Here is a 22,346-nt window from a genome sequence, read left to right as displayed (position 1 = left end):
CTTTGCCAATGGCGACCTGCTGCTGTTCAGCGAAGACGTGCCGGCGGCGCGCACGATCGGCAGCGACGGCCGTGCGGCCTGGCTGTGGCGCGATGGGGCCTGGCATGACCTGGCCTGGCCGGCACGCGACGATTTCCAGCCCACCGATGCGGTCGCACTGGAGAATGGCGATGTCATTGTGCTGGAGCGCTATTTCACGCCGTTGGTCGGCCCGAAGGCACGGTTGCAGCGGATTCCGGCTGATGCCATTCGGCCTGGCGCGAGTCTGGCATCCGAACTGCTGGCCGAATGGACGCGGCCGGTCTCGGTCGACAACATGGAAGCGCTGGATCTGCGTCGTGCCGCCGATGGCAGCCTGTGGCTCTATGTGATGTCGGATGACAACCAGAATCCCTGGCAGCGCACGCTGCTGATGGTGTTTCGCCTGGTACCGTGAGGCACAAACGAAAACGCCCGCCAGGCGAACCTGACGGGCGTTTTGCGAATTCTATCTGCGTAAGATCAGGCAGCCTTGGCGGCCAGCGCCTTCTTGATCTTGCGCTTGATCGACTTGGCGTCGTCCGACAGCAGCGCGTCCTTGGTCTTGATCAGCCAGTTGTCGATGCCGCCGTTATGCTCCACCGAGCGCAGGCCATGGCTCGACACGCGCAGCGTCACATCGCGACCCAGGGCTTCGCTGATCAGCGAAACCACATGCAGGTTCGGCAGGAACCGGCGACGGGTCTTGTTGTTGGCGTGGCTGACATTGTTGCCGGACTGAACGCCCTTGCCGGTCACTTCGCAACGACGGGCCATGATGAACCTCTAACTTTCCAGTGTTTCCTAAATTTGGTGGCCGGTTATAGGGACTGGCCCCCCAGACGTCAACCCGGTCGTCGCCCGCAAAAGCCGGTCGCTGCGGCCTGCGGCATCCTGCCCGCCGTCGGAAGGCTTCAGGCCCGGAAAACCGCCCTGAATCCGGGGCAATTCCCGCGTTGACTCTGCTATGACGACCCCGTATACAGCGGGACCGATTTTCCGGGGGCCTTCGCGGGCCGCCGATCTGTTTTTGTTTAACCCTCTTTTTCGCGGTTTTCTGGGAAAAGTGGGCAAGTCTGACGGAGAGCCGCTGTGAAACGTACCTTCCAACCGAGCAACCTGGTGCGCAAGCGCCGCCATGGTTTCCGCGCCCGCATGGCCACCGTCGGCGGTCGCAAGGTCATTGCCGCGCGTCGCGCGCAGGGCCGCAAGAAGCTCTCGGCTTAATATACCCGCGATGGCGTCGGGCGGTGTCGAGCGACTCCGCCGCCGCGCGGATTATCTCCGGGTGCAGGCGGCCGAGCGGCGCGTAGCGCTGCCGGGACTGCTGTTGCAGGCCGCCTCCGGCGAAACCGGCTGTTGCCGGGTCGGCTTTACGGCGTCGCGCAAGGTGGGCAATGCTGTAATCCGCAATCGCGCCCGCCGCCGCCTCAAGGCGCTGGCCAGTGAAATCCTGCCAATCCACGCAGTGCCCGGCCATGATTTCGTGCTGGTGGCGCGCCATGGCACGCCGCTGCGGGATTTTGCCGCGCTGCGCCGCGATCTCGAAACCGCTTTGAAGAAACTCAAGCTCTGGCAGGCGCCGGCCGATCAACCGGCTGCTAATATCCGCGGGGATGTGGCATGACGCCGCTTGCCACGCTGCTGTCGCTGCCGATCAAGGCCTACCGCCTCGTCCTGTCACCCTGGGTCGGGCATAACTGCCGCTATCAGCCGACCTGCTCCTGCTATGCGCTGGAAGCCCTGGAACTGCATGGCGCGGCGCGCGGTGGCTATCTCGCCGTGCGGCGGCTGGCCAGTTGCAATCCCTTCGGCGGCAGCGGCTACGACCCGGTTCCACCTGTCACCACCACTTCATCCGTACAGCAAGGCTCAGTCTGATGTCCGACCAGAAGAATCTCATTATCGCCATCGTGGTGTCGGTGGCGATCATGCTTGGCTTCCAGTTCTTCGTCGAAAAGCCCAAGCAGGACAAACTGCGCGAGCAGCAGGCGACCCAGCAGATCCAGGCGCCGGCTGGCAGTGCGGTGCCTGATGCCAGCGGTTTGCCGGCGTTGCCCAGCCTGGCGCAGCAGATGGCCGAGCAGGCCGCCACGCGTGACAAGGCGCTGGCGGAAAGCCCGCGCGTGAAGATCGAGGGCAAGCGCCTGATCGGTTCGCTGAACCTGGTCGGCGGCCGCATCGACGATGTGGTGCTGCCGGAATATCGCGAAACCATCAAGCCCGACTCCAAGCCGATCCATCTGCTGTCACCCACCGGCGGTCCGTCGCCCTATTATGCCGAATTCGGCTGGACCGCGTCCGGCACCAGCGTGGTGCTGCCGACGGCGCAGACGCGCTGGACCGCCGACAAGGATGTGCTGCGGCCGGGCCAACCGGTGACGCTGACCTGGGACAATGGCCAGGGCCTGGTCTTCGCGCGCAAGATCGAGATCGACGACAACTATCTCTTCACGGTCACCCAGACCGTGGAGAACAAGGGCGACAAGGCCCTGACGCTGTTCCCCTACGCGCTGGTATCGCGCCATGGCACGCCGACCACCGACGGTCTCTACATCCTGCATGAAGGCCCGGTCGGCGTGTTCCGCGACAAGGCAGCCGACAGCGGCACGCTGAAGGAACTCAGCTACAAGGATCTGATCGACGACAAGGCGCGCGAATACGACTCGGTCGGTGGCTGGGTCGGCTTCACCGACAAATACTGGCAGACCGTGCTGGTGCCGGGCGTGGAGCAGAATGTGAAGGCCCGCTTCACCCATGCCAAGCCGGCAAACGGCCCGGATCGCTATCAGGCCGATTATCTCGGCGGCGGCCAGCAGCTCGAGCCCGGCAAGACCGTGTCGGCAACCACGCTGCTGTTCTCCGGTGCCAAGGAAGTCAACCTGCTCGACCGTTATGAGGAGCAGCACAAGATCCTGCGCTTCGAACTGTCGGTCGACTGGGGCTGGTTCCACTTCCTGACCAAGCCGATGTTCTACAGCATCGACTATCTGAAGGGCGTGCTGGGCAATATCGGCCTGGCCATGCTGGCGGTCACCGTGATCGTCAAGCTGCTGTTCTTCCCGCTTGCCTACAAATCCTATGTGGCGATGAGCGCGATGAAGAAGCTGCAGCCCGAGATGCAGGCGATGCGCGAGCGTTATGGCGAAGACCGCGCCAAGATGCAGCAGGAGCTGATGGCGCTGTACAAGAAGGAAAAGGTCAATCCGGCCGCCGGCTGTCTGCCGATCCTGTTGCAGATCCCGGTCTTCTTCGCGCTCTACAAGGTGCTCTATATCGCCATCGAGATGCGCCATGCGCCTTTCTATGGCTGGATCCGCGATCTTTCCGCGCCTGACCCGACCTCATGGCTGAACGGCTTCGGCTTCCTGCCCTGGGATGTGCCCAATCTCGGTCCGCTCGCCATCATCTCGATCGGCGTCTGGCCGATCATCATGGGCATCTCGATGTTCCTGCAGATGAAGATGAATCCGCAGCCGCCGGACCCGGTGCAGCAGAAGATCTTCGCCCTGATGCCGATTGTCTTCACCTTCATGCTGGGCAGCTTTGCCGCCGGCCTGGTGATCTACTGGAGCTGGAACAACACGCTCTCGATCCTGCAGCAGTATGTGATCATGAAGCGCATGGGCGTGAAGATCGGCGGCGGCGCCGAAAAGCCTGAGCCGGCGAAGAAGAAGTAACGGATATGGCCGAGCTGCCGGCCGCCGACGAAAGCTTTGCCCCGGCCGCGCTGGAGCGCGGCCGGCTGCTGTTCGCCGGCCCTTGTGATTTCTTTGCCGGTGCCATGACGGTGCCGCAGCTGCCGCCGGCGCGCGGGCCCGAGGTCGCCTTTGCCGGCCGTTCCAATGTCGGCAAGTCCTCGCTGGTCAACGCGCTCTGCGGCCGCAAGGCGCTGGCCCGCACCTCCAACACGCCGGGCCGCACCCAGCAGCTCAATTTCTTCGATCTCGGCGGCGTGCTCAGTCTCGTCGACCTGCCGGGCTATGGCTATTCCTCGGTCGGCAAGGCCAAGGCGGCGGCCTGGACCGAAACCACGCGCGCCTATCTGAAGGGGCGCACCGAGCTGAAGCGGGTCTGCCTGCTGGTCGACAGCCGCCATGGCCTGAAGACCGGTGATGAAGATATCATGACACTGCTCGACAAGTCGGCCGTGATCTATCAGGTGGTGCTGACCAAGGCCGACAAGACCACGCCGGCAGAGTTGGCCGAGATCAAGGCGGCGACGGCGACGGCGCTCAGCCGGCATGTTGCCGCGCATCCGATCATTCGGGTGACCTCCAGCGAGGCTGGCACCGGCATCCCTGAGCTGCGGGCCGAGCTTGCAGCATTGACCTGACGACGCTTATAACCGCTGAAGCAACAAAACACCGGGAAACACCCATGAAGACCACCGGCCCGCAACCGCTGGAAACGCATCTGCAGCAGACCGCCAAGGTTCTGTCGGAGGCGCTGCCCTATATGCGCCGCTTCGCCGGCCAGACCATGGTGGTGAAATACGGCGGCCATGCCATGGGCGACGAGGCGCTGGCGCTGCAATTCGCCCGCGATATCGTGCTGATCAAGCAGGTTGGCATCAATCCGATCGTGGTGCATGGTGGTGGCCCGCAGATCGGCGCCATGCTGGAGCGGCTGAAGATCAAGAGTGAATTCGTCGATGGCCTGCGCGTCACCGATCAGGCCACCGTCGAGATCGTCGAGATGGTGCTGGCCGGCTCGATCAACAAGGCGATTGTCACCGCCATCAGCGCCGCCGGCGGCACCGGCATCGGCCTGTCGGGCAAGGATGGGCGGCTGATCGAGGCCCGCAAGCTGCGTCGCAGCGTGCGCGATCCCGGGTCGAATATCGAGAAGCTGCTCGATCTCGGCTTCGTCGGCGAACCGACCCGCATCAATCCCGATATCCTGCGCACCCTGCTTAATTCCAACGTCATCCCCGTCGTCGCCCCCATCGGCATCGGCGAGAATGGCGAGACCTATAATATCAATGCCGATACCTCGGCCGGGGCGATCGCCGCGGCAGTGGGTGCCAGCAAGCTGCTGATGCTCACTGACGTGGCCGGCGTGCTGAACAAGGACAAGAAGCTGATCCCGACCCTGACGGCCAAGGAATCGCTGGTGCTGATGGGCGATGGCACGATTTCCGGCGGCATGATCCCCAAGGTTGAAACTTGCCTCGATGCCGTGCGCGGCGGCGTGCAGGCCGCGCATATCCTGGATGGCCGCATCCCGCATGTGCTGCTGCTGGAACTGTTCACCGCCCATGGCGTCGGCACGATGATCGAAAAGACGCCGTAAATTCTTTCGAGCGGATCGAAAAGCCGCCGGTGCCGCAACCGGCGGCTTTTTTTATTTCTGAACGGGCTTGCGGTTCACCAGCAGGATGCCGGCAACGATCACTGCAGCGGCGACCCAGACCAGCAGGCCATAGCGCTCGCCGAACACGAAGGTGCCGATGGCAAGGCTGACGGCGGCCATCACATAGCCGATCTGGCTCAGGTAAACCGGTCCGGCCACGCGCTGCAGCTCGAAATAGGGGATGAAGCTGAGGCAGGCAAACAGCCCGGCTGCGGCCAGCACCCAGTCCGATGGCGCCACGCCGGCCGGCACATAAAAGCTGCCGAAGACAGCGCAGGCAACCAGCAGCCAGACGGCGGCGCCCAGCAGCGTCCCTGAGGCCAGTGCCAGCGGCGCGGCATCCTTGGGCCAGGCGCGGGTGCGATAGATGTTGCCCAGCGCCAGCGAGACCGGCGCGATGAAGGCCAGCAGCATCCACGGCAGGTCGGCATCCGAGACCGGGCCCGAGCGCGGGCCGAGGATGAGCAAGATACCGACCAGTCCGAGGCCGATACCGGTGGCGCGCTGCCATGCAAAACGTTCCATGCGCAGGCCAAGCGCGATGGCATAGGTGATCATGGCTGGGAAGGCATAGGCGATGCTGGGCAGACCGGCTCCGATGCGGGCGACGGCGAGGAAGATCAGTACGCTGGGCAGGGCCAGCGTGATCAGGCCGCTGATGGCGTAGAACCGCAGATGCCGCAGTGGCGGTCGTGCCCCGGTCAGGCTGGCGAGCAGCAGAAGCAGCAGGCCGCCGAGCAGGTTCTGCCAGAAGGCAAAGGCGATCATCGGAATGTCGCTTTGCGCCGCGATGCGGGCCAGCGGCGGGGCGGCGCCAAGCGCAACACCGGTGACAATCAGCAGCAGCAGAGGATAGGAGCGCGACTGGCGCAGGGCGGTAAGCATGATGTTTCTTTATTGATGGCGAGGGAACGGGCGGGGGCGATATATCGCCCCAGGCTGCAATGTCTATGGCTGCGGATTGTCGCCTGACAATTCCGCTTACAGCCGCGGTGACGGCATCACCGCGGTGGCGTCCAGGCCTGCAGGAAGCGCTGCACCACCAGGGCCGCATTGGCCGAAGCCAGCCCCATGAAAGTCGCCATCTCGTTGCCGCCATGCTCGCCACCGGCAAGGTCGGACAGGCTGCGGAAGGCGATGAAAGGCGTGCCATTGGCATAGGCCACCATGGCGACAGCCGCGCTTTCCATGTCCAGCAGCTGCGCCTTGAAGGTGGCAAACACGTATTCACGGAAGGCGGCATTGTCGACGAAGGCCTGGCCCGATACGCCATTGCCGCCCAGGATCAGGCGCGGCTTGCGCGTCAGGCAGCGGCCGGGCGCAACACAATCCTGCAGCGCGACATCGCCCATCTTCGCCGTTGCCGCCATCATGCCGGTATCCACCGCGAACCAGGTTTTCTTTTCCGGCGTGGCGCTACCCGCGCGGCGCACCTCGACGGGGCCGGGAAAGATCATGCCGTAATTCGGGATGTCACGGCTCTGCCACGGCGGCACGCCCCACTGGCCGCCGCCCAGATCGCGCGCGAAGGTCGCTTCCAGATACTGCGACCATTGCTGAGCCACCACCACATCGCCCACATGCAATGCCGGATCGACGCCGCCGGCAATGCCGCTGAACACGATGCCGGTGACATCGAAACGGTCGAGCGCGACCTGCGTCGACATGGTGGCGTTCACCATGCTGATGCCGCTCAGGAACAGCACCACGTTGCGGCCGGCCAGTTTGCCGGTGACGAAGTCGATGCCATTGACGCTGTGGCTCTTCTGTTCGGTGGTGGCGGCTTTCAGCAGCTGCCATTCCGGCGCGAAGGCCGACATCACGGCGATGCGCGGTGTGGAGTCCAGCCGTTCGGCCGCCAGCAGCGGCGGCGACAAGAGCAGCAACAGGGCGAAGGCAAGGTGGCGCATGGTTGTCCTCCGGTCAGGCTTTGATGATGCGCTGCAGCCAGCTGCGAAAGGCGCGGATCGCCGGCTCGCGCTCGCGGCCGGGCAGATGCAGCAGATAATAGCCGCCGCGCCGGGCGACGCGATAGCGCGGCAGCGGCTCGACCAGGCGGCCGTCGCGCAGCTCGGCGGCGACAAAGAAATCGGGCACCAGCGCGAGGCCCAGGCCATTCACCGCCGCCTCGATCGACATGAAGAAATGCTCAAAGGCCGGGCCGCGCCCGGCCACCGCCTTCATGCCGGCGCCGGCAAACCATTCCGCCCAGGCCTCCGGCCGCGTCGAATGGGCCAGCAGGCTGTGGCGTTTCACGTCTTCGGGCTTTTTCACCGGCTTGGTTTTCAGCAGCGCTGGGCTGCCGACCAGGATCACGGTTTCCGGCATCAGGAATTCAGCCGCCAGATCGGCCGGCCAGTCACCGCTGCCGTATTGAATCCCGACATCGACCGGTTCACGGGCAAAGTCGATCGGCCGGTCGGCACTGGTCACATCCACGGAAATATCGGGATGCAGGCGGTGGAAATCGGCCAGCCGCGGCATGAACCAGCGCATCGCCAGTGTCGGCAGCATGGTGATGGCGAGATGATTGGCTGGCCGGCGGCTGCGCGCCACCAGCCGCGTGGCGGTGGCCAGCTGCGCGAAGGCATCGCTGAGCGCCGGCAGAAAGGTGGCGCCTTCCGGCGTCAGCTCCAGGCCGCGCGGACTGCGGCGGAACAGGCTGACGCCCAGATCTGCCTCCAGCTGCTTCACCAGGCGACTCACGGCGCCCTGGGTGACATGCAGCTCCTCGGCGGCACGGGTGAAGCTTAAGTGCCGTCCGGCGACGGCAAAGGCCCGCAATGCATTCAGCGAGGGCAGGCTGCCCTGAATCTGGGCGGCGTCATTATGAGAAAAACTCATCATTGGGCGAGTTTAAATCGGTTGTCGGATTGGCGCCACTCGATAATATCCGCCGCGCGTTTAAGCCCCCCAGCACGAGGTTACCTCATGAATGCCCTGACCCCGGTCAAGACCGCCGCCAAGGCGATCCGCCCCTTCCATCTTGCCTTCCCGGTCACCGACATCGCCGTGACTCGCAAGTTCTACGGCGAACTGCTTGGCTGTTCGGAAGGCCGTTCGGCGGAACATTGGGTCGATTTCGATTTCTTCGGCCATCAGCTGGTCGCCCATCTGGCGCCGGAAGAATGCACCATCAAGGCCTATAGCTCAGTCGACGACCACCAGGTGCCGGCCAAGCATTTCGGGGTCATCCTCAGCATCCCCGACTGGAAAGCACTGGCGAAGAAGCTGACCGATGCTGGCATCAACTTCATCATTGAGCCCTATGTTCGCTTTGAAGGCGAAGTGGGCGAGCAGCACACCATGTTCTTCCTCGATCCCTCGGGCAATGCGCTTGAGTTCAAGGCCTTCGCCAACGACGACATGATTTTTGCGAAGTAAAAAAGCATACTCTCGTAATCATTCTTGAAAGCGCCGTCACTGTCGTGACGGCGCTTTTTTTGCTGCCTGCAGAATCCGGTTGCGGAGCATTTGGGTTTAACTTTTAAGTAGAGACGGTGGGTATTTTTAGACGCTCTGCTATTCCTGCGGCGCCTGCACGATAATTTTAGTCAGAACGCCAGTCGCATATTTCAATGTTTCGGCCAAAGGCCGGTGCATCAGTCGCCCGATCAAAGATCGACCATGGCATGGCAGCGAGCAGGTGTCGGCAGGCATAGCCGCTTCGGTGGGGCGAAGCGCGATGGGGGATGACATGGGCATCACGCGTATAGTCACCGGTACCGGTATTCTGTTGACCTGTCTTGCGCTGACCGCCTGTGGCCGGAATTCTGAGCCGCACATCCTGCATAGTTATGGACTTGGTCAGGGCACGGCCCTGGTCACCGATGCCAAGCAGCGTGTGGTGTGGTCAGTGCCGGCCGAGAACGGACAGCTTGAACGCGGCGGCGCGCCGGCCGACAAGCGCCGCGATCCGGACTATGGTCTGGTCGGCCATAATGAGCCCAACCAGATCATCTGTGCCGAGCCCAGCCCTGATGTGACGCAGGCCATCTCCGAAGCCATGCGCCTCGCGGTCAGCGTTGATCTCAGCAAGGCGACACCGGCAGGTATGGCCACCGGCGGCGGCAAGGATATCGGCGTCGATTTCGGCCGCTCGGTGACAGCGGCGGTGGCGCAACTGGGCGAACGGCTGGCATCGATCCAGCTGTTGCGCGACAAAATGTATCGCGCCTGCGAGGCCTATGCCAATGGCGCCATCAACGCCACCACCTACACCACCACCATGGGGCGCATCGACAAGACGATGGTGACGCTGCTCTCGGCCGAGCTGGCCGCGGGCGCTTTCGGGCGCGAACTGGCGGCGCTGGGCGGGACGGCGAGTGTAAAAGGGCCGGATCCGGCGGTACTTGAAGAGAAGCGCAAGGCAGTGGAGGCGGCACAAAAGGCGTTGAAGACCAGCCAGGATACTCTGAACGCGAAAATCGACTCGCTGAAAAACGAGGCCGATCCAGCCACCAAGGCGCAACCCGAAATCGCAGATGTGTCGAAGAAGCGCGACGAGTTGGAGAAGGCGATACTCGCCTATACCACGGCTGCCGAAACCACCCTGTCGCTTGCGGCCGCCTCGACGATTGGAAAAGTTACCGGTTTGCAGACAGCATCGGCCAAGGGCAGCAGCGATGCGGTGGTCGCCATCCATCGCGCTTATGTCGATGACGACGGCCTCGATGCCATGGTGGATGCCTGCATCACTGCGCTGGATTACACCGGCCCGCTCTATGCACGGCTGATTGCGCGACATACCTTCTATAATTACGAACCCTATTTTGATGCATTGAAGGCCACGACGGCGGCGCGAATCCAGCAGGGAGCGCATGATCCGACGCGACAGGCCAGCCTGCTGCGTCAATTGGCCTCGGCCCAGGCCGAGGAAGGCCGCCTCCGTGCCCAGTTGGATGTCGCACGCAAGGGGCAGGCGGTGGCTGCGAATGAGCTGAAGGCGGCGACGGAACATCTCAGCAATGAGAAAGCCTTCCTGGCGCGCCTGGGCAGGCCCGATGAGGCCGATCCCGTGCAGCGCGATGCCCAGGCCCGCATCCGCATGGCCGAGCGGCGTTACAGCGCTGCCGTGACGGCCGAAGACAAGGCCGGTGACGGTGTCGCTGCTGCCCAGGATCGCCTGCTGAACCAAACGACAATTACTGCCGGCCTGCATCAGACAATAGAATCCGCTGCGGTGCCCGGTTACCCGGAAATCGCGGGGATGTTGCAGCCGTTGCTGGTTGCGAGCGACGATCTGCAAGACAGGCTGCTGAAGCGGGTGAAGACCGGGATCGACAACCGCCTGCCGATGATGGCGCAGTGCAAAGAGATTATCGGCAGGGATTTCGCCGGAGCCAAGCACAGCCAGGAGCAGTCCCTGCGTGGCACGGGCGATCCGAACGAGATCGCCCGGCTTGGCGCCCGCAGTCAGGCCGAGGCCATGACGGCCTGCGCGGACAAGGCACTGGCTATTGCGGGCAATGCCCAGTTGGCCACACTAGCGCCGGAGTTCCTGAAATCCTGCATCGCGCAGTCGTCGCAGCCCAAGGCTCCTGCTGCGAAGCCGGATGGCAAGGCTGCCGCGAAACCGAGTGAAGCGCCGTTGGCTGCACCGCGACTGCCGGTGACGCGGATCGCCTTCGACTAGCGGACCGTCAGAACCGGGCGAGTGCCTCGGTCGCGACGCGCTCGCCCCATTCCTGCACGAAGTGGCCGGCCTCGGGCAGTTCCAGCGGCGGCGGGCAGCCCTTGATGATCTTCGCCAGCGCCTGCATCACCGGCGGGCCCAGCACCGGATCGGTCATGCCGATGGCCATCATCGTCGTACCGGTCCAGTCCTTCTTCCAGAAGTCGCGCGCGCGCTGCGAGGTTGCCGCGCCGGGCGCGTCGGGCGCATCGGGCACCAGGTTGGGGAAGCGGCGGACGCCGCCCTTGTAGTCCTTGTCCGGGTAGGGCGCTTCATAGGCGGCGGCTTCTTCGGCCGACAGATGCGGGCAGCTGCGCTGCATCAGCTTGGCGATCGCCATATCCGGGTTCTTGTTGTTCCAGGCACGCCAGTCGAGGAAGCCCTGCGTCAGCGGTACATCGCCGGTGCCGAGCGCGGTGTTCATCACCAGCAGGCCGGTGAAGCGTTCGGGCATTTTCATCGGGATGGTCAGCCCGAGCAGGCCGCCCCAGTCCTGCACCACCAGCACCACATTGTGCAGGTCGAGCGCGCGGATCAGCGCGATCAGGCTGTCGCGGTGAAAATCGAAGCTATAGACGCTGTCCTCGCGCGGCTTGTCAGACTTGCCGAAGCCGAACAGGTCGGGCGCCACCACGCGATGGCCCGCCGCGGTGAAGATGGGGATCATGCGGCGGTAGAGATAGCTCCAGGTCGGCTGGCCATGCAGGCAGAGGAAGGTCTTGCCGGCATGCTTGCCCTCGTCGAGGTAATGCATGCGCAGGCCGTTGGCCTGGGTCAGGTAATGCGGCTTGAACCCGTAGCCGGGCAGGGTGTCAAAGCGTTCGTCCGGCGTGCGCAGGGCCTCGATCATTGGCGTCCTCTCCCTTTTCTTTCAGGAGAGGCTGCCATGGGGCCGATGTCAACGCTTCTTCTTGACTGCCTTCTTCTTCGCCGCCGGCTTTTTGGCCTTGCCCTTGCGGATACCCGGCGTGACGCCTTCCTTGCCGAAGACGCGGGCGAAGATGGTGTCGACATGCTTGAGGTGATAGCCGAGGTCAAACAGCGCGGTGAGCTGCGCCGGCTTCAGCTTGGCGGTCACTTCCTTCTCGGCCAGCAGGGCCTGCAGGAAATCGCCGCCATGCTGCCAGATCTTCAGCGCATGCTTCTGCACCAGGCGATAGCTGTCCTCGCGCGACAGCCCCGCCTGGGTCAGCGCCAGCAGGATGCGCTGCGAATGCACCAGGCCGCCGAAGCGGTCGAGATTCTTCATCATGTTGTCGGGATAGACCACCAGCTTCTCGATCACGCCGGCCAGGCGATGCAGCGCGAAATCGAGATGGATGGTGGCATCCGGGCCGATGCCGCGCTCGACCGAGGAGTGGCTGATATCGCGCTCATGCCACAGCGCCACGTTTTCCAGCGCCGGCACCACGGCCGAGCGCACCAGGCGGGCGAGCCCGGTCAGGTTCTCGGTCAGCACCGGGTTGCGCTTGTGCGGCATCGCCGAGCTGCCCTTCTGGCCGGGCGAGAAGAACTCTTCGGCTTCCATCACTTCCGAGCGCTGCAGATGGCGGATCTCGGTGGCCAGCCGCTCGATGGACGACGCCACCACGGCCAGATGCGCGAAATACGCCGCATGGCGGTCGCGCGGGATCACCTGGGTCGAGACGGTCTCGGGCACCAGGCCGAGCTTCTTCGCCACCCATTCCTCGACGAAGGGATCGATATTGGCAAAGGTGCCGACGGCGCCGGAGATCGCGCAGGTGGCGACTTCCTCGCGCGCAGCAACAAGACGCTTCCGCGCGCGCTGGAATTCGGCATGGAAGCCGGCGAGCTTGAGGCCGAAGGTGGTCGGCTCGGCATGGATGCCGTGGCTGCGGCCAATGGTGGGCAGCAGCTTGAATTCGAAGGCGCGCTCTTTCAGCGCGGCCAGCACACGGTCGGTGCCGGCAATCAGCAGATCGGCGGCGCGCACCAGCTGCACATTCAGGCAGGTGTCGAGCACATCCGACGAGGTCATGCCCTGGTGCACGAAGCGCGCGGCCGGGCCGACATATTCGGCCAGATTGGTCAGGAAGGCGATGACATCATGCTTGGTCTCGCGCTCGATCGCGTCAATCCGCGCGATCTCCCACTTGCCCTTCTTCCACACCTCCTTCGCTGCCGCCTTCGGGATCACGCCGAGCTGGGCTTGCGCGTCGCAGGCATGCGCCTCGATCTCGAACCAGATGCGGAAGCGCTGCTCCGGTTCCCAGATGGCGGCCATTTCAGGACGGGTGTAGCGCGGGATCATCGAAGCCTCGGGGCGGAATCGGAGAGGAAAAGACTGAATAGTCGCGGCTGGTTTAGACGCTCGGGGCAGGCGGATCAAGCGCAGGCTTTTGGTTCGTTGCGGTTCGCTGGGGTTCGCTGAGGTTCGCTGGGCTTCGCTGCGGTTCGCTGCGGTTCGCTGGGGTTCGTTCAGGCTCGCTGCGGTTCGCTCGGGTTCGCGGCGGGACAGGCTTTTGGCGCTTTTCCGCCCCGCGGGCAGCCGCCAACGCCCCCGCCGGCGGCAGAGCGATGTCGCAATGAGAACATATTGTGAACATGCAGCCGGAAGTCAAGACGGCTCAGCCGCCCGGCAGCACCTGGTGGATATCCAGCTCGCGGATCAATTGCGCCGTGCCGCTGACCAGGCGCGAGCCGGGCACCGTGCGCGGCAGCGCCAGCACCAGGCTGTTCCACAAAGCCGGCGGCCCGATCGGGGCGCGCGGCAATTTGCTGCCGCCCGGATGCAGGTGCTGGGCGCTTTCCGGCAGGATGGTGCTGCCCACCCCGGCCATCACCAGGGCCAGTGCGGTCTGCACCGCGCCCACCTCGGCCACCACCTTCAACTCGATGCCCTTGGGCCGGATCGCCGCATCGACCTGGGCGCGGATCGCATTGGGCGCGCCGGCCAGGATCATCGGATAATCGGCCAGCGCGGCGAGGCCGAGCCGGGCCGGCAGCGCGGTATCCTTCGGCGCGAACAGCAGCAGGCGTTCGCGCATCAGTGGCCGGTATTCCAGCAGCGGCGAGGGCTGAGGGTCGAACAGCAGCGCGAGATCGAGCTTCGCGCCGATCAACTGCTCGCGCAGGCCCAGCGTCAGGCCTTCGATCAGGGTGATGACGGCGCGCGGAAAGCGCTGGCGGAAGCGCTGCACCAGCGGCACGCCAAGCCGCACGGCCACCCGCGGCGGCAGGCCTACGGCAATCCGGCCGCTGGGGCTGGAGTGCAGGTCGCGCAATTCGCCCTGCGCGCGGCGTGCGGTATCCAGCATGCTGCGGGCATGCTGCAGCAGGGCGGCGCCGGCCTCGGTGGGCACCACGCCGCGCCCGGTGCGGATCAGCAGGCGCTGTTCCAGCTCTTCCTCCAGCAGGGCGATCTGCCGCGACAGGCTGGGCTGGGCGAGGTTGAGCGCCGATGCCGCGCGGCTGAAGCCGCCGGCTTCCACCACGCTGACAAAATACTGCAGCTGTTTCAGGTCCATGGCCGGATATAGGTAAAAAGCATAGGTGTTATTGAATCTATGTCATTGTTCTCTAGCACATCGGCATGCGACACCCAAGCCCATGGAGAAAACGCTGCCGGAAGGCGCCTGTAACGCGCATTGTCATGTCTTTGGGCCGAGGGACCGCTTCCCCTATGCCCCGGACGCCACCTTCATTCCCGAGACCGATGCGCCGAAGCAGGCGCTCTATGCGCTGAATGACAGCTTCGGGCTGCAGCGCTGCGTCGTCGTGCAGTCGAGCTGCCACGGCTTCGATAACAGTGCTACCGAAGATGCCATCGCCACCCGGCCGCGCGACTATCGCGGCATCGCCCTGCTGCCCACTGCTGTGGCCGATGCCGAACTGCGCCGGCTGGATGCCGCGGGCTTTCGCGGCGTGCGCTTCAATTTCATGAAGCATCTGGGCGCCGCCACGCCGCTGGACGAGATTCTGGCGCTGGCCAGACGTATCGCGCCGCTCAACTGGCATCTGCAGGTGCATGGCGATCCCGCCATCGTCACCGCGGTGGTGCAGACTTTGGCAACCGGGCCGGTGCCTGTAGTGATCGACCATATCGGCCGGCTGGATGCCAGTGCCGGGCTGCATCAGCCGCTGTTCCAGGCCTTCTGCCGCCTGCTCGACAATCCGAAAGTCTGGATGAAGGTGAGCGGCATGGACCGCATCAGCAAGCGCGGCCCGCCCTATGAGGATGCGCAGCCGTTTGCCCGCCATCTGGTGGAATCGTTTGGCGACCGCGTGCTGTGGGGCAACGACTGGCCGCATCCCAATCATGCCGGCCCGATCCCCGATGACGCCCAGCTGGTGCAACTGATCGGCCGCATCGCCCCCACCGTGGCTCAGCGCCAGGCCCTGCTGGTGGACAATCCGGCGCGGCTCTACCGCTTTGGAGACCTGTGATGCAGCCGCGCAGCAATCGCTTTGACGGCAAGGTGGCCATCGTCACCGGTGCCGGCTGTGTCGGCCCCGGCTGGGGCAATGGCCGCGCTGCCGCCGTGGGTTTCGCGCTGGAAGGCGCCCGGGTCTTTGCCGTCGACCGCGACCCCGCGCGGCTGCAGGAAACCCTGGAGCGTGCCGGCGCCGCGCGCGCTGCCATCCAGACCTTTGCCTGCGATGTCACCGACTCTGCCGCGGTGGCCGGGATGGCACAGGCCTGCCTGGCAGCCTTCGGCCGCATCGACATCCTGGTCAACAATGTGGGCGGCTCGGCCAAGGGCGGCCCGGTGGAGATGAGCGAAGAGGTCTGGGACAGCCAGGTGGATTTCAACCTGAAAAGCGTGTTCCTGACCTGCAAGCATGTGCTGCCGGCGATGATCGCGCAGAAATCCGGCGCCATTGTCAATGTCGCCTCCACGTCGGGCCAGCGCTGGACCGGCAGTGCGCAGGTGGCCTACGCGGCGACCAAGGCCGGCGTGATCCATCTGTCGAAAGTGGTGGCCGTGCAGCATGCGCCCGACGGCATCCGCGTGAACTGCGTGGTGCCGGGCCAGCTGCACACGCCGATGGTGGAATTCCGCCTGGCCGGCCAGCGCAGTGGTGGCGATGTGGAAGCCCTGCTTGCTGAACGCCAGAAGCGCATCCCGCTCGGTTTCATGGGCGATGGCCGCGACACCGCCCATGCCGTGCTGTTCCTCGCCAGTGACGAGGCGCGCTTTGTCACCGGCACCGAGATTGTCGTGGATGGCGGCATGACCGCCCGTTGCGACTGACGCTGTAAAACGAAAAACGCATAACCGGAGGAAGATGAGATGAAAAAACTTTCCGCACTGGCCGCAGCCCAGGTCGCCATTCTGGCCTTGTCTGCCGCAGTGGCCGCGCCGGCTTTGGCACAGAACAAGGTGACACGCATCATCGTGTCGTTTGCGCCGGGCGGACCGGTGGATGCCGTGGCCCGCACCATGGCCGACCAGCTGGGCAAAGAGCTGGGCCGCAGCGTCATCATCGAGAACAAGCCCGGCGCCAATGGCGCCATCGGCGCGCAGGAGGTGCTGCGGTCGGCACCCGATGGCAGCACGATCTGGATCACCAGCGTGGGCGCGGCGGCGATCAATCCGGCGCTGTATCCCAAGCTGCAATACAGCATGGATACGGATTTCGCCCCGGTGTCGCTGGTGGTGAACAATGACGAACTCTTCGTGGTGCATCCGAACAATCCGGCCAAGACGGCGAAGGATTTCATCGAGGCCAGCAAGAAGGGCAAGGGCGCGGCCATGGCCTCGTCGGGTATCGGCAGCATCCCGCATCTGGCCATCGAACAGCTGGCCGATGCCACCGGCGCCAACCTGCTGCATGTGCCCTACAAGGGTGCTGCGCCGGCCATCACCGATCTGATGGGAGGCCAGGTGGACGGTTTCTTCGGCGATGTGCCAGGCCTGATCGGCCATGTGAAGGCCGGCCGGCTGAAGCCGCTGGGCATGGCATCCAAGAAGCGCCATCCGGTGCTGCCCGAGGTGCCGACCCTGGAAGAGCAGGGCCTGAAGGGCGTCGATACCAACAACTGGTATGCCTTCTTCGTTTCGGCCAAGACCCCGGCCGCGGTGATCGCCGAGCTGAACAAGGCGACGCGCGCCGCGCTGACCGACAAGACCGTGTCGGACAAACTGCTGGCCATGGGCGCCGAGCCGGCACCGTCCACGCCGCAGGAGCTGGCCGCCGTGCAGAAGCAGGATGCGGCGAAATGGGCGGCGCTGATCAAGGCCAAGAACATCAAGGACGACCAGTAACCAACCGGAGTCTGCAAAATGACCGTTCGCGTTCCGCTGGTCACGCCGGGCAGCCGGCCGGAACTCGCCGAGATCGAGCAGCGCATCATGGCCGAACGCGGCCGGGTGTCGCTGCTCTATCAGGTGCTGCTGAACAGTGCGCCGATTGCCAATGGCTGGGAGCGCATGCTGACGGCGGTGCGCAACCAGACTGCGATCCCGGCGTCTTTGCGTGAGATCATCATCCTGCGCATCGCCGTGCTGAACCGCGCCGCCTATGAATTCGACGCCCATATCCCCCATGCCGAGAAGGCCGGGGTGTCGGCGGCGAAGATCGATGCCCTGCGCGCCGGCCAGACCGGGACTGGCGCGCTGTTCACCGATGCGGAACAGGTGGTGCTGGAACTGACCGATGCGATGACGCGCGACGTGCAGGTGCCCGATGCGCTGTTCGCCCGCGTCAGCGCCCTGTTCACGCCGCAGGATGTGGTGGAGCTGGTGGCGACGGTGGCGGCCTATAACATGGTGTCGCGTTTCCTCGTCGCACTGAATATCGGGCATTAGGCGGGAACCGGCGCATGGCAAACAAGGGTCTTCTGCTGGTCACCATGGAGCCGCCCGCCGGGCTGGAAGACGAGTTCAACGACTGGTACGACAGCGAGCATTTCCCGCAGCGCTGCGGCCTGCCCGGATTTGCCAGCGGCACACGCTGGGTCTGCCTCGATGGCTGGCCGCGCTGGCTGGCGCTGTATGATCTCGACAGCCTCGCGGCGCTGGAAACCGAGGTCTATCGCGCGGTGTCGGGGCCGCACAGCACGCCCTGGAGCAAGCGCATCCTGCCGCGCACCATCGGGCGCCAGCGCGTCACCGCCGAACAGGTGGCGCCGGGCGATGCCGTGCTGGCCGATGCCACCGGCATCGCGCGGCTGCTGCTGGTGCGCTATAGCGATGCTGATGCCGCGGAGCTGCAGAACAGCTGGCATGCGCGGCCCGGCGTGGTATCGGCGCGGGTGTTCCGCGATGCCGGCGGCCTGTGGCTGCTGGCCGGCTTTGCCGCGCATGTGACGCTGGCCGAACTGGCACCGCAGGTGAATGTGCGGCCGGCGGATCTGATCAATCTCTACATGCCCTACCGGCGCTGAGGCGTGATGTCTGATCACGTCACGCTGGATGGCATCGGCCTGCGCTATCGGCTGCAGGGCCGCGGGCCGCTGCTGGTGCTGCTGCATGAACTGGGCGGCAGCCTGGACAGCTGGGACGAAACGGCGGCGCTGCTGCAGGATGAGTTCACCATCCTGCGTCATGACCAGCGCGGCGCCGGCGGATCGGACAAGCCACGTGCCATCCTGACGCCGGACGACCATGTCGCCGATCTGGTCCGGCTGCTGGCGCATCTACGCCTGGCGCCGCCCTATCGGCTGGCCGGTGTCGCCGCCGGTGCCGCGCTGGCGGTGGCCTTTGCCCTGCGGCAGCCGCAACAGGTCGCCGCACTGGCGCTCTGCGCGCCGGCGCTCACCGTCGATCCGTCGCGGCGGCAGTATCTGCAGGATCGCGCCGATCTGGCCAGTCGCGCCGGCATGCAGGCGATTGTCGAGGCCTCGCTGGCGAATTCCTATCCGGCCATCATGCGGCGCGATGCGCAGGCCTATGCGCGGTATCGCGAGCGCTTCCTCGCCAATGATCCGCTCTGTTACGGCAATGCCAACCGCGCGCTGGCCGAGGTCGATCTGGAACAGCATGTGCCGCGGCTGACGATGCCCTGCCTGGTGCTGTCTGGCCGCCATGACGGCCTGCGGCCGCCGGCGGCCGGGCGCGCGCTGGCGGGGCGGATTCCCGGTGCGGTGTTCGATATCGTCGACAGCGGCCATCTGATGCCGGTGCAGGCCGGGGCCGCGCTGGCGGCTCGCCTGCGTGAATTTTTTCTGGCCGCGCCGGGGCAGGGGATGCTAGCCGAAGGGCATGAGCGCCGCCTGCACCATCCATGACCTGCCCGCCATCCATGATCTGAGGGAGCGGCCCGACCTGCTCGATGCGGTGGCCGAGGCTATCTGGGCGACCTTCTGGCAACACAAGGGCAGCGCGCTGTCCGATCTGCAGGCCGGCTTTCGCAAGCATCTGGCGCCCGGCGCCCTGCCGTTCACGCTGGCGGCGGAGCGCGACGGTGTTTTCTGCGGCACGGTCTCGCTGATCGCCTGCGACGAACCGGAACGCGCAGACCTCGCGCCCTGGCTGGCGGCCTTGTGGGTGGCGCCGGCGTGTCGCAAGGCCGGCCTCGGCGCCGCGCTGGTGCGCGAGATCGAGCGCCGCGCCGCGGCGCTGGGCATCGCGCGGCTGTATCTCTCGGCCAAGCCCGCCGTGGCACCGTTTTACGAGAGGCGCGGCTGGCAGGCGATCGATACCGATATCGGCCCGGCGCGGCTGGTGATTTTCGAGCGCGCGCTCAGCCCGTGAGCGTCATGTCGGGGCGGCCCAGCCGCCGATAGACTCATAGAGCGCGTCGCGCAGCCGGCGGACGTCGCGGTTCAGGCTGCCCAGGTTGGCGACCGGTTGCTTGGAGGCCGCCAGCAGGGCGTCATTCAGGCAGCCGGCCTCGGACCGGATGGCGCGGCCCCGGTCGGTCAGGGCGATGACGACCTGGCGTTCATTCTCCGGATTTCTGGTCCGCTGCAGCAGGCCGGCGGTTTCCAGCCGTTTCAGCAGGGGCGTCAGGGTGCTCGATTCCAGCGCCAGCCGCTCGGCGATGGCGCCGACGGTCAGACCGTCTTCGCGCCACAGCACATTGAGCACCAGATATTGCGGGTAAGTCAGGCCCAGACGGTCGAGCAGGGGCTTGTAGACCCGCTGGATGGCCATCCCCGCCGAATAGATGGCGTAGCAGACCTGATCGTCCAAAGGCACGGGATTGCTGGGTTTTTTCTCGGTCATGGCGGGCTCCTTCGCCTCGATGTCGTTATTATAATCGCAAAAAACAATATCGCGATAAAAATTATGCTTGACGGGTTTGCGGGTCTGGGCTACATAACAGTTATCGCGATAATAGTTGTCGCGATTAAACAAGGAAGAAAGCCATGACCACCCAGACCCGGACCCTGTTGAACGCCGCCATCGTCTCCCTCGGCATGGCCGCTGCCACCGCCACCGCCGCCCATGCGGCTGACCGCATCCCCGAGACCCAGGCCATCCGGAATGTGGTGCTGGTGCACGGCGCCTTCGCCGACGGTGCGGGCTGGCGCGGCGTCTATGACGAGCTGACCGGGCGCGGCTACCGCGTCACCATCGTGCAGAATCCGCTGACCTCGCTGGCCGACGACGTGGCGGCGACCAAGCGCGCGCTGGACCGCCAGAACGGCCCGGCCATCCTGGTCGGCCATTCCTGGGGCGGCACCGTGATCACCGAGGCCGGCATCGACCCGAAGGTCGCCGGCCTGGTCTATGTCTCGGCGTTCTCGCCCGATGCCGGCGAGACCTCGGCGCAGCAGTATGAGGGCTTCACGACGCCGCCCGAATTCGTCATCGACGCGCAGAAGGACGGCTACGGCTTCATCGATCTGGCCAAGTTCAAAGCCGGCTTCGCCGCCGACACCAGCGATGCGGATGCCGCCTTCATGCGCGACTCGCAGGTGCCGATCAACCTGTCGGCCTTCGGCACCAAGCTGACGAACGCCGCCTGGCGCAGCAAGCCGAGCTGGGCGGTGATCGCCACCGATGACAAGGCCTTCGACCAGAAGATGCTGCAGCACATGGCCAAGCGCATCAATGCGAAGGTGACGAATGTTGCCGCCAGCCATGCGGTCTTCATGACGCAGCCGAAGGTGGTGGCCGATGTGATCGACCGGGCCGCCAAGGACGCCGTCCCCGCGGCGCGTTAAGCGGCGGGACCGGCGCAGGCAGGCGGCGACCTTCGGGTCCCGCCTGCCTGTCTTTTTTTGTGCGGGACAGCGGCGTGCGCAATTGCCTCCCGACAATTCCGCGGCTGAAACAGGCTCGCCGCTCGGCTAGGATGGCAAAAAATCGGAGCCTTCCCGCATGCCCACCACCGCAAACCTGCTGGCCTTTGCCGCCGTGTCGTTCGGCATGGTGCTGACGCCCGGGCCGAACATGATCTACCTGATCTCGCGCTCGATCTGCCAGGGCCGCATGGCCGGGCTGATCTCGCTGGGCGGCGTGGCGCTCGGCTTCGTCTTCTACATGCTCTCGGCCGCCTTCGGCATTACGGCCCTGCTGCTGGTGGTGCCCTATGCCTATGAGGCGCTGTGCTATGGCGGCGCCGCCTATCTGTTCTGGCTGGCCTGGCAGGCAATCAAGCCCGGCGGCCGCTCGCCGTTCCAGGTCAAGCAGCTGCCGCAGGACTCACCGCGCAAGCTCTTCGTCATGGGGCTGGTCACCAACCTGCTCAATCCCAAGATCGCCATGCTGTATCTGTCGCTGCTGCCGCAATTCCTCAATCCGGAACAGGGCAATGTGCTGGGGCAGTCGATCACGCTGGGCTTCATCCAGATCGTCATCAGTGTCAGCGTGAACTGCCTGATCGCGCTGACCGCAGGCAGCATCGCCGGCTTTCTGGCCGAACGCCCGCTCTGGCTGCTCATTCAGCGCTGGCTGATGGGCACCGTGCTGGCCGGTCTCGCCGTGCGCATGGCGCTGGAGGCCAAGCGGTAGGGATACCGCCTAGCCTTTGCCCTCGCCGCGGATGCGGCCGTAGCGATCTTCTTTCGCTTTCAGGGTTGGGCGCGGCGTGCCGCTGCGGGGCCGCTGCTGCGCATCCTGCAGTCCTTCAGGCTTGACGCCATCGCCGGCGAAATCGTCGTGATGCTCGGCGGCGAACTGGTCGTTGCCGTAGGTGCCAGGGCCGTAAGGCAGCTGCGCGGGCGCATCCCGCACCAGCGGTTCGGTATGGGCAGGGCCGGTGCCGCGGCCATGCTCGCCGGGTTCCACCGTCATCTGCTTCGGTTGCGCGATGCGCGGCTTGTCCTTGCTGGGCGGGTCGCCGATGGGAGTTTTCGGCTGCGGCTTGTCGGGCGGTGTCGCGGGCGGTTTCGGCTTGGGCTGTTCGGCCATGGCGGGTCCTCCTGAAAGGATAACCCGCCGCG

The 22,346-nt window shown here is 65.2% G+C and carries 27 protein-coding genes; 18 read left to right on the top strand and 9 right to left on the bottom strand.

The genetic code is table 11. From position 1 onward, the window contains the following. Window positions 1–436, top strand: a 436-nt coding sequence (locus AAG821_RS19105) for an esterase-like activity of phytase family protein (RefSeq protein ID WP_341915366.1), incomplete at its 5' end; no start/stop codon positions are given. A 65-nt stretch (window positions 437–501) separates the two neighbouring features. Here AAG821_RS19105 and rpmB read toward each other — a convergent pair. Then, window positions 502–795 carry a 50S ribosomal protein L28 gene (gene rpmB / locus AAG821_RS19100; RefSeq protein ID WP_341915365.1) on the bottom strand — a complete coding sequence of 98 codons (294 nt, stop codon included), beginning with the start codon at window positions 793–795 and terminating at the stop codon, window positions 502–504. Window positions 796–1,110: 315 nt separating this feature from the next. Between rpmB and rpmH the strand changes: the two genes are divergently transcribed. The 6 genes from rpmH to argB are packed head-to-tail and all read left to right on the top strand — an operon-like array spanning window position 1,111 to window position 5,313. After that, window positions 1,111–1,245: a 50S ribosomal protein L34 gene (rpmH, locus tag AAG821_RS19095; RefSeq protein WP_297682681.1), complete on the top strand. Its 135-nt coding sequence runs from the start codon at window positions 1,111–1,113 to the stop codon at window positions 1,243–1,245. Window positions 1,246–1,255: 10 nt separating this feature from the next. Continuing rightward, the gene (gene rnpA, locus AAG821_RS19090) at window positions 1,256–1,645 is read left to right on the top strand and encodes a ribonuclease P protein component (RefSeq protein ID WP_341915363.1); all 390 of its coding nucleotides are present in this window, start codon (window positions 1,256–1,258) and stop codon (window positions 1,643–1,645) included. Continuing rightward, complete coding sequence (gene yidD, locus AAG821_RS19085) at window positions 1,642–1,899, top strand: membrane protein insertion efficiency factor YidD (protein WP_341915362.1); 258 nt, start codon at window positions 1,642–1,644, stop codon at window positions 1,897–1,899. Before rnpA ends, yidD begins: the two co-directional genes overlap by 4 nt. Then, complete coding sequence (gene yidC / locus AAG821_RS19080) at window positions 1,899–3,698, top strand: membrane protein insertase YidC (RefSeq protein ID WP_341915360.1); 1,800 nt, start codon at window positions 1,899–1,901, stop codon at window positions 3,696–3,698. The genes yidD and yidC overlap by 1 nt, the downstream gene beginning before the upstream one ends. 5 nt (window positions 3,699–3,703) lie before the next feature. Then, window positions 3,704–4,354 (top strand): ribosome biogenesis GTP-binding protein YihA/YsxC, encoded by a 651-nt coding sequence (yihA, locus tag AAG821_RS19075; RefSeq protein ID WP_341915359.1) that lies wholly within the window; start codon window positions 3,704–3,706, stop codon window positions 4,352–4,354. Between the two features lie 44 nt (window positions 4,355–4,398). Then, window positions 4,399–5,313 carry an acetylglutamate kinase gene (gene argB / locus AAG821_RS19070; RefSeq protein ID WP_341915358.1) on the top strand — a complete coding sequence of 305 codons (915 nt, stop codon included), beginning with the start codon at window positions 4,399–4,401 and terminating at the stop codon, window positions 5,311–5,313. 51 nt (window positions 5,314–5,364) lie between these two features. Here the strand turns inward: argB and AAG821_RS19065 are convergent, their stop codons facing one another. From AAG821_RS19065 to gcvA, 3 genes are all read right to left on the bottom strand, one after another. After that, a complete protein-coding gene (locus AAG821_RS19065; RefSeq protein ID WP_341915356.1) occupies window positions 5,365–6,258 on the bottom strand; it encodes a DMT family transporter in 894 nt (297 codons plus the stop codon). A gap of 116 nt (window positions 6,259–6,374) precedes the next feature. After that, window positions 6,375–7,283 (bottom strand): 5'-methylthioadenosine/S-adenosylhomocysteine nucleosidase, encoded by a 909-nt coding sequence (locus AAG821_RS19060; RefSeq protein WP_341915355.1) that lies wholly within the window; start codon window positions 7,281–7,283, stop codon window positions 6,375–6,377. 13 nt (window positions 7,284–7,296) lie between these two features. Next, complete coding sequence (gcvA, locus tag AAG821_RS19055; protein WP_341915353.1) at window positions 7,297–8,220, bottom strand: transcriptional regulator GcvA; 924 nt, start codon at window positions 8,218–8,220, stop codon at window positions 7,297–7,299. 84 nt (window positions 8,221–8,304) lie between these two features. On the opposite strand from gcvA, the gene AAG821_RS19050 reads away from it, so the two are divergent. Both AAG821_RS19050 and AAG821_RS19045 read left to right on the top strand, forming a co-directional pair. Further along, window positions 8,305–8,757, top strand: coding sequence for a VOC family protein (locus AAG821_RS19050; RefSeq protein WP_341915352.1), 453 nt, complete (start codon window positions 8,305–8,307; stop codon window positions 8,755–8,757). A 313-nt stretch (window positions 8,758–9,070) separates the two neighbouring features. Beyond that, a complete protein-coding gene (locus tag AAG821_RS19045; protein WP_341915350.1) occupies window positions 9,071–11,008 on the top strand; it encodes a hypothetical protein in 1,938 nt (645 codons plus the stop codon). Between the two features lie 7 nt (window positions 11,009–11,015). On the opposite strand, the gene AAG821_RS19040 is transcribed toward AAG821_RS19045, so the two are convergent. From AAG821_RS19040 to AAG821_RS19030, 3 genes are all read right to left on the bottom strand, one after another. Next, entirely contained in the window at window positions 11,016–11,897 is an 882-nt protein-coding gene (locus AAG821_RS19040) for a haloalkane dehalogenase (protein ID WP_341915349.1), read from the bottom strand. 48 nt (window positions 11,898–11,945) lie between these two features. After that, the gene (gene purB / locus AAG821_RS19035; RefSeq protein ID WP_341915348.1) at window positions 11,946–13,319 is read right to left on the bottom strand and encodes an adenylosuccinate lyase; all 1,374 of its coding nucleotides are present in this window, start codon (window positions 13,317–13,319) and stop codon (window positions 11,946–11,948) included. A 316-nt stretch (window positions 13,320–13,635) separates the two neighbouring features. Continuing rightward, the gene (locus AAG821_RS19030) at window positions 13,636–14,535 is read right to left on the bottom strand and encodes a LysR substrate-binding domain-containing protein (RefSeq protein WP_341915346.1); all 900 of its coding nucleotides are present in this window, start codon (window positions 14,533–14,535) and stop codon (window positions 13,636–13,638) included. 82 nt (window positions 14,536–14,617) lie between these two features. On the opposite strand from AAG821_RS19030, the gene AAG821_RS19025 reads away from it, so the two are divergent. The 7 genes from AAG821_RS19025 to AAG821_RS18995 are packed head-to-tail and all read left to right on the top strand — an operon-like array spanning window position 14,618 to window position 19,707. After that, a complete protein-coding gene (locus AAG821_RS19025; RefSeq protein WP_341915345.1) occupies window positions 14,618–15,454 on the top strand; it encodes an amidohydrolase family protein in 837 nt (278 codons plus the stop codon). Next, a complete protein-coding gene (locus tag AAG821_RS19020) occupies window positions 15,454–16,263 on the top strand; it encodes an SDR family NAD(P)-dependent oxidoreductase (protein WP_341915343.1) in 810 nt (269 codons plus the stop codon). The genes AAG821_RS19025 and AAG821_RS19020 overlap by 1 nt, the downstream gene beginning before the upstream one ends. Before the next feature lie 39 nt (window positions 16,264–16,302). Next, window positions 16,303–17,277, top strand: a complete 975-nt coding sequence (locus tag AAG821_RS19015; RefSeq protein ID WP_341915342.1) for a tripartite tricarboxylate transporter substrate binding protein — start codon at window positions 16,303–16,305, stop codon at window positions 17,275–17,277. 18 nt (window positions 17,278–17,295) lie between these two features. Continuing rightward, window positions 17,296–17,820, top strand: coding sequence for a carboxymuconolactone decarboxylase family protein (locus AAG821_RS19010; RefSeq protein WP_341915340.1), 525 nt, complete (start codon window positions 17,296–17,298; stop codon window positions 17,818–17,820). Between the two features lie 14 nt (window positions 17,821–17,834). Next, complete coding sequence (locus tag AAG821_RS19005; protein ID WP_341915339.1) at window positions 17,835–18,398, top strand: hypothetical protein; 564 nt, start codon at window positions 17,835–17,837, stop codon at window positions 18,396–18,398. Between the two features lie 6 nt (window positions 18,399–18,404). Continuing rightward, entirely contained in the window at window positions 18,405–19,241 is an 837-nt protein-coding gene (locus tag AAG821_RS19000) for an alpha/beta hydrolase (RefSeq protein WP_341915338.1), read from the top strand. Then, window positions 19,216–19,707: a GNAT family N-acetyltransferase gene (locus AAG821_RS18995; protein ID WP_341915336.1), complete on the top strand. Its 492-nt coding sequence runs from the start codon at window positions 19,216–19,218 to the stop codon at window positions 19,705–19,707. Before AAG821_RS19000 ends, AAG821_RS18995 begins: the two co-directional genes overlap by 26 nt. A 3-nt stretch (window positions 19,708–19,710) precedes the next feature. Here AAG821_RS18995 and AAG821_RS18990 read toward each other — a convergent pair whose 3' ends face one another. Further along, the gene (locus AAG821_RS18990; protein ID WP_341915335.1) at window positions 19,711–20,181 is read right to left on the bottom strand and encodes a MarR family transcriptional regulator; all 471 of its coding nucleotides are present in this window, start codon (window positions 20,179–20,181) and stop codon (window positions 19,711–19,713) included. 143 nt (window positions 20,182–20,324) lie between these two features. On the opposite strand from AAG821_RS18990, the gene AAG821_RS18985 reads away from it, so the two are divergent. Continuing rightward, a complete protein-coding gene (locus AAG821_RS18985) occupies window positions 20,325–21,125 on the top strand; it encodes an alpha/beta hydrolase (RefSeq protein ID WP_341915333.1) in 801 nt (266 codons plus the stop codon). A 157-nt stretch (window positions 21,126–21,282) separates the two neighbouring features. Then, complete coding sequence (locus tag AAG821_RS18980; protein WP_341915332.1) at window positions 21,283–21,915, top strand: LysE family translocator; 633 nt, start codon at window positions 21,283–21,285, stop codon at window positions 21,913–21,915. 9 nt (window positions 21,916–21,924) lie between these two features. Here AAG821_RS18980 and AAG821_RS18975 read toward each other — a convergent pair whose 3' ends face one another. After that, complete coding sequence (locus AAG821_RS18975) at window positions 21,925–22,314, bottom strand: hypothetical protein (RefSeq protein ID WP_341915331.1); 390 nt, start codon at window positions 22,312–22,314, stop codon at window positions 21,925–21,927. Between the last annotated feature and the right edge of the window lie 32 nt (window positions 22,315–22,346).

This window comes from Ferrovibrio terrae (assembly GCF_943372915.1).
GTDB classification, from domain to species: Bacteria; Pseudomonadota; Alphaproteobacteria; order Ferrovibrionales; family Ferrovibrionaceae; genus Ferrovibrio; species Ferrovibrio terrae_A.
This window is presented reverse-complemented; position numbering and strand designations above follow the sequence as displayed.

Excerpts from the sequence above, each read along its gene's own strand:
- AAG821_RS19065 (WP_341915356.1), bottom strand. The coding sequence starts at position 6,258 with ATGCTTACCGCCCTGCGCCAGTCGCGCTCCTATCCTCTGCTGCTGCTG.
- AAG821_RS18980 (WP_341915332.1), top strand. The coding sequence starts at position 21,283 with ATGCCCACCACCGCAAACCTGCTGGCCTTTGCCGCCGTGTCGTTCGGC.
- AAG821_RS19010 (WP_341915340.1), top strand. The coding sequence starts at position 17,296 with ATGACCGTTCGCGTTCCGCTGGTCACGCCGGGCAGCCGGCCGGAACTC.
- rnpA (WP_341915363.1), top strand. The coding sequence starts at position 1,256 with ATGGCGTCGGGCGGTGTCGAGCGACTCCGCCGCCGCGCGGATTATCTC.
- AAG821_RS18995 (WP_341915336.1), top strand. The coding sequence starts at position 19,216 with ATGAGCGCCGCCTGCACCATCCATGACCTGCCCGCCATCCATGATCTG.
- AAG821_RS19050 (WP_341915352.1), top strand. The coding sequence starts at position 8,305 with ATGAATGCCCTGACCCCGGTCAAGACCGCCGCCAAGGCGATCCGCCCC.
- AAG821_RS18985 (WP_341915333.1), top strand. The coding sequence starts at position 20,325 with ATGACCACCCAGACCCGGACCCTGTTGAACGCCGCCATCGTCTCCCTC.
- AAG821_RS19030 (WP_341915346.1), bottom strand. The coding sequence starts at position 14,535 with ATGGACCTGAAACAGCTGCAGTATTTTGTCAGCGTGGTGGAAGCCGGC.
- AAG821_RS19040 (WP_341915349.1), bottom strand. The coding sequence starts at position 11,897 with ATGATCGAGGCCCTGCGCACGCCGGACGAACGCTTTGACACCCTGCCC.
- AAG821_RS19015 (WP_341915342.1), top strand. The coding sequence starts at position 16,303 with ATGAAAAAACTTTCCGCACTGGCCGCAGCCCAGGTCGCCATTCTGGCC.
- yidC (WP_341915360.1), top strand. The coding sequence starts at position 1,899 with ATGTCCGACCAGAAGAATCTCATTATCGCCATCGTGGTGTCGGTGGCG.
- argB (WP_341915358.1), top strand. The coding sequence starts at position 4,399 with ATGAAGACCACCGGCCCGCAACCGCTGGAAACGCATCTGCAGCAGACC.
- yidD (WP_341915362.1), top strand. The coding sequence starts at position 1,642 with ATGACGCCGCTTGCCACGCTGCTGTCGCTGCCGATCAAGGCCTACCGC.
- yihA (WP_341915359.1), top strand. The coding sequence starts at position 3,704 with ATGGCCGAGCTGCCGGCCGCCGACGAAAGCTTTGCCCCGGCCGCGCTG.
- AAG821_RS19045 (WP_341915350.1), top strand. The coding sequence starts at position 9,071 with ATGGGCATCACGCGTATAGTCACCGGTACCGGTATTCTGTTGACCTGT.
- gcvA (WP_341915353.1), bottom strand. The coding sequence starts at position 8,220 with ATGATGAGTTTTTCTCATAATGACGCCGCCCAGATTCAGGGCAGCCTG.
- AAG821_RS18990 (WP_341915335.1), bottom strand. The coding sequence starts at position 20,181 with ATGACCGAGAAAAAACCCAGCAATCCCGTGCCTTTGGACGATCAGGTC.
- AAG821_RS19060 (WP_341915355.1), bottom strand. The coding sequence starts at position 7,283 with ATGCGCCACCTTGCCTTCGCCCTGTTGCTGCTCTTGTCGCCGCCGCTG.
- AAG821_RS19000 (WP_341915338.1), top strand. The coding sequence starts at position 18,405 with ATGTCTGATCACGTCACGCTGGATGGCATCGGCCTGCGCTATCGGCTG.
- rpmB (WP_341915365.1), bottom strand. The coding sequence starts at position 795 with ATGGCCCGTCGTTGCGAAGTGACCGGCAAGGGCGTTCAGTCCGGCAAC.
- purB (WP_341915348.1), bottom strand. The coding sequence starts at position 13,319 with ATGATCCCGCGCTACACCCGTCCTGAAATGGCCGCCATCTGGGAACCG.
- AAG821_RS19025 (WP_341915345.1), top strand. The coding sequence starts at position 14,618 with ATGGAGAAAACGCTGCCGGAAGGCGCCTGTAACGCGCATTGTCATGTC.
- AAG821_RS19020 (WP_341915343.1), top strand. The coding sequence starts at position 15,454 with ATGCAGCCGCGCAGCAATCGCTTTGACGGCAAGGTGGCCATCGTCACC.
- AAG821_RS18975 (WP_341915331.1), bottom strand. The coding sequence starts at position 22,314 with ATGGCCGAACAGCCCAAGCCGAAACCGCCCGCGACACCGCCCGACAAG.
- AAG821_RS19005 (WP_341915339.1), top strand. The coding sequence starts at position 17,835 with ATGGCAAACAAGGGTCTTCTGCTGGTCACCATGGAGCCGCCCGCCGGG.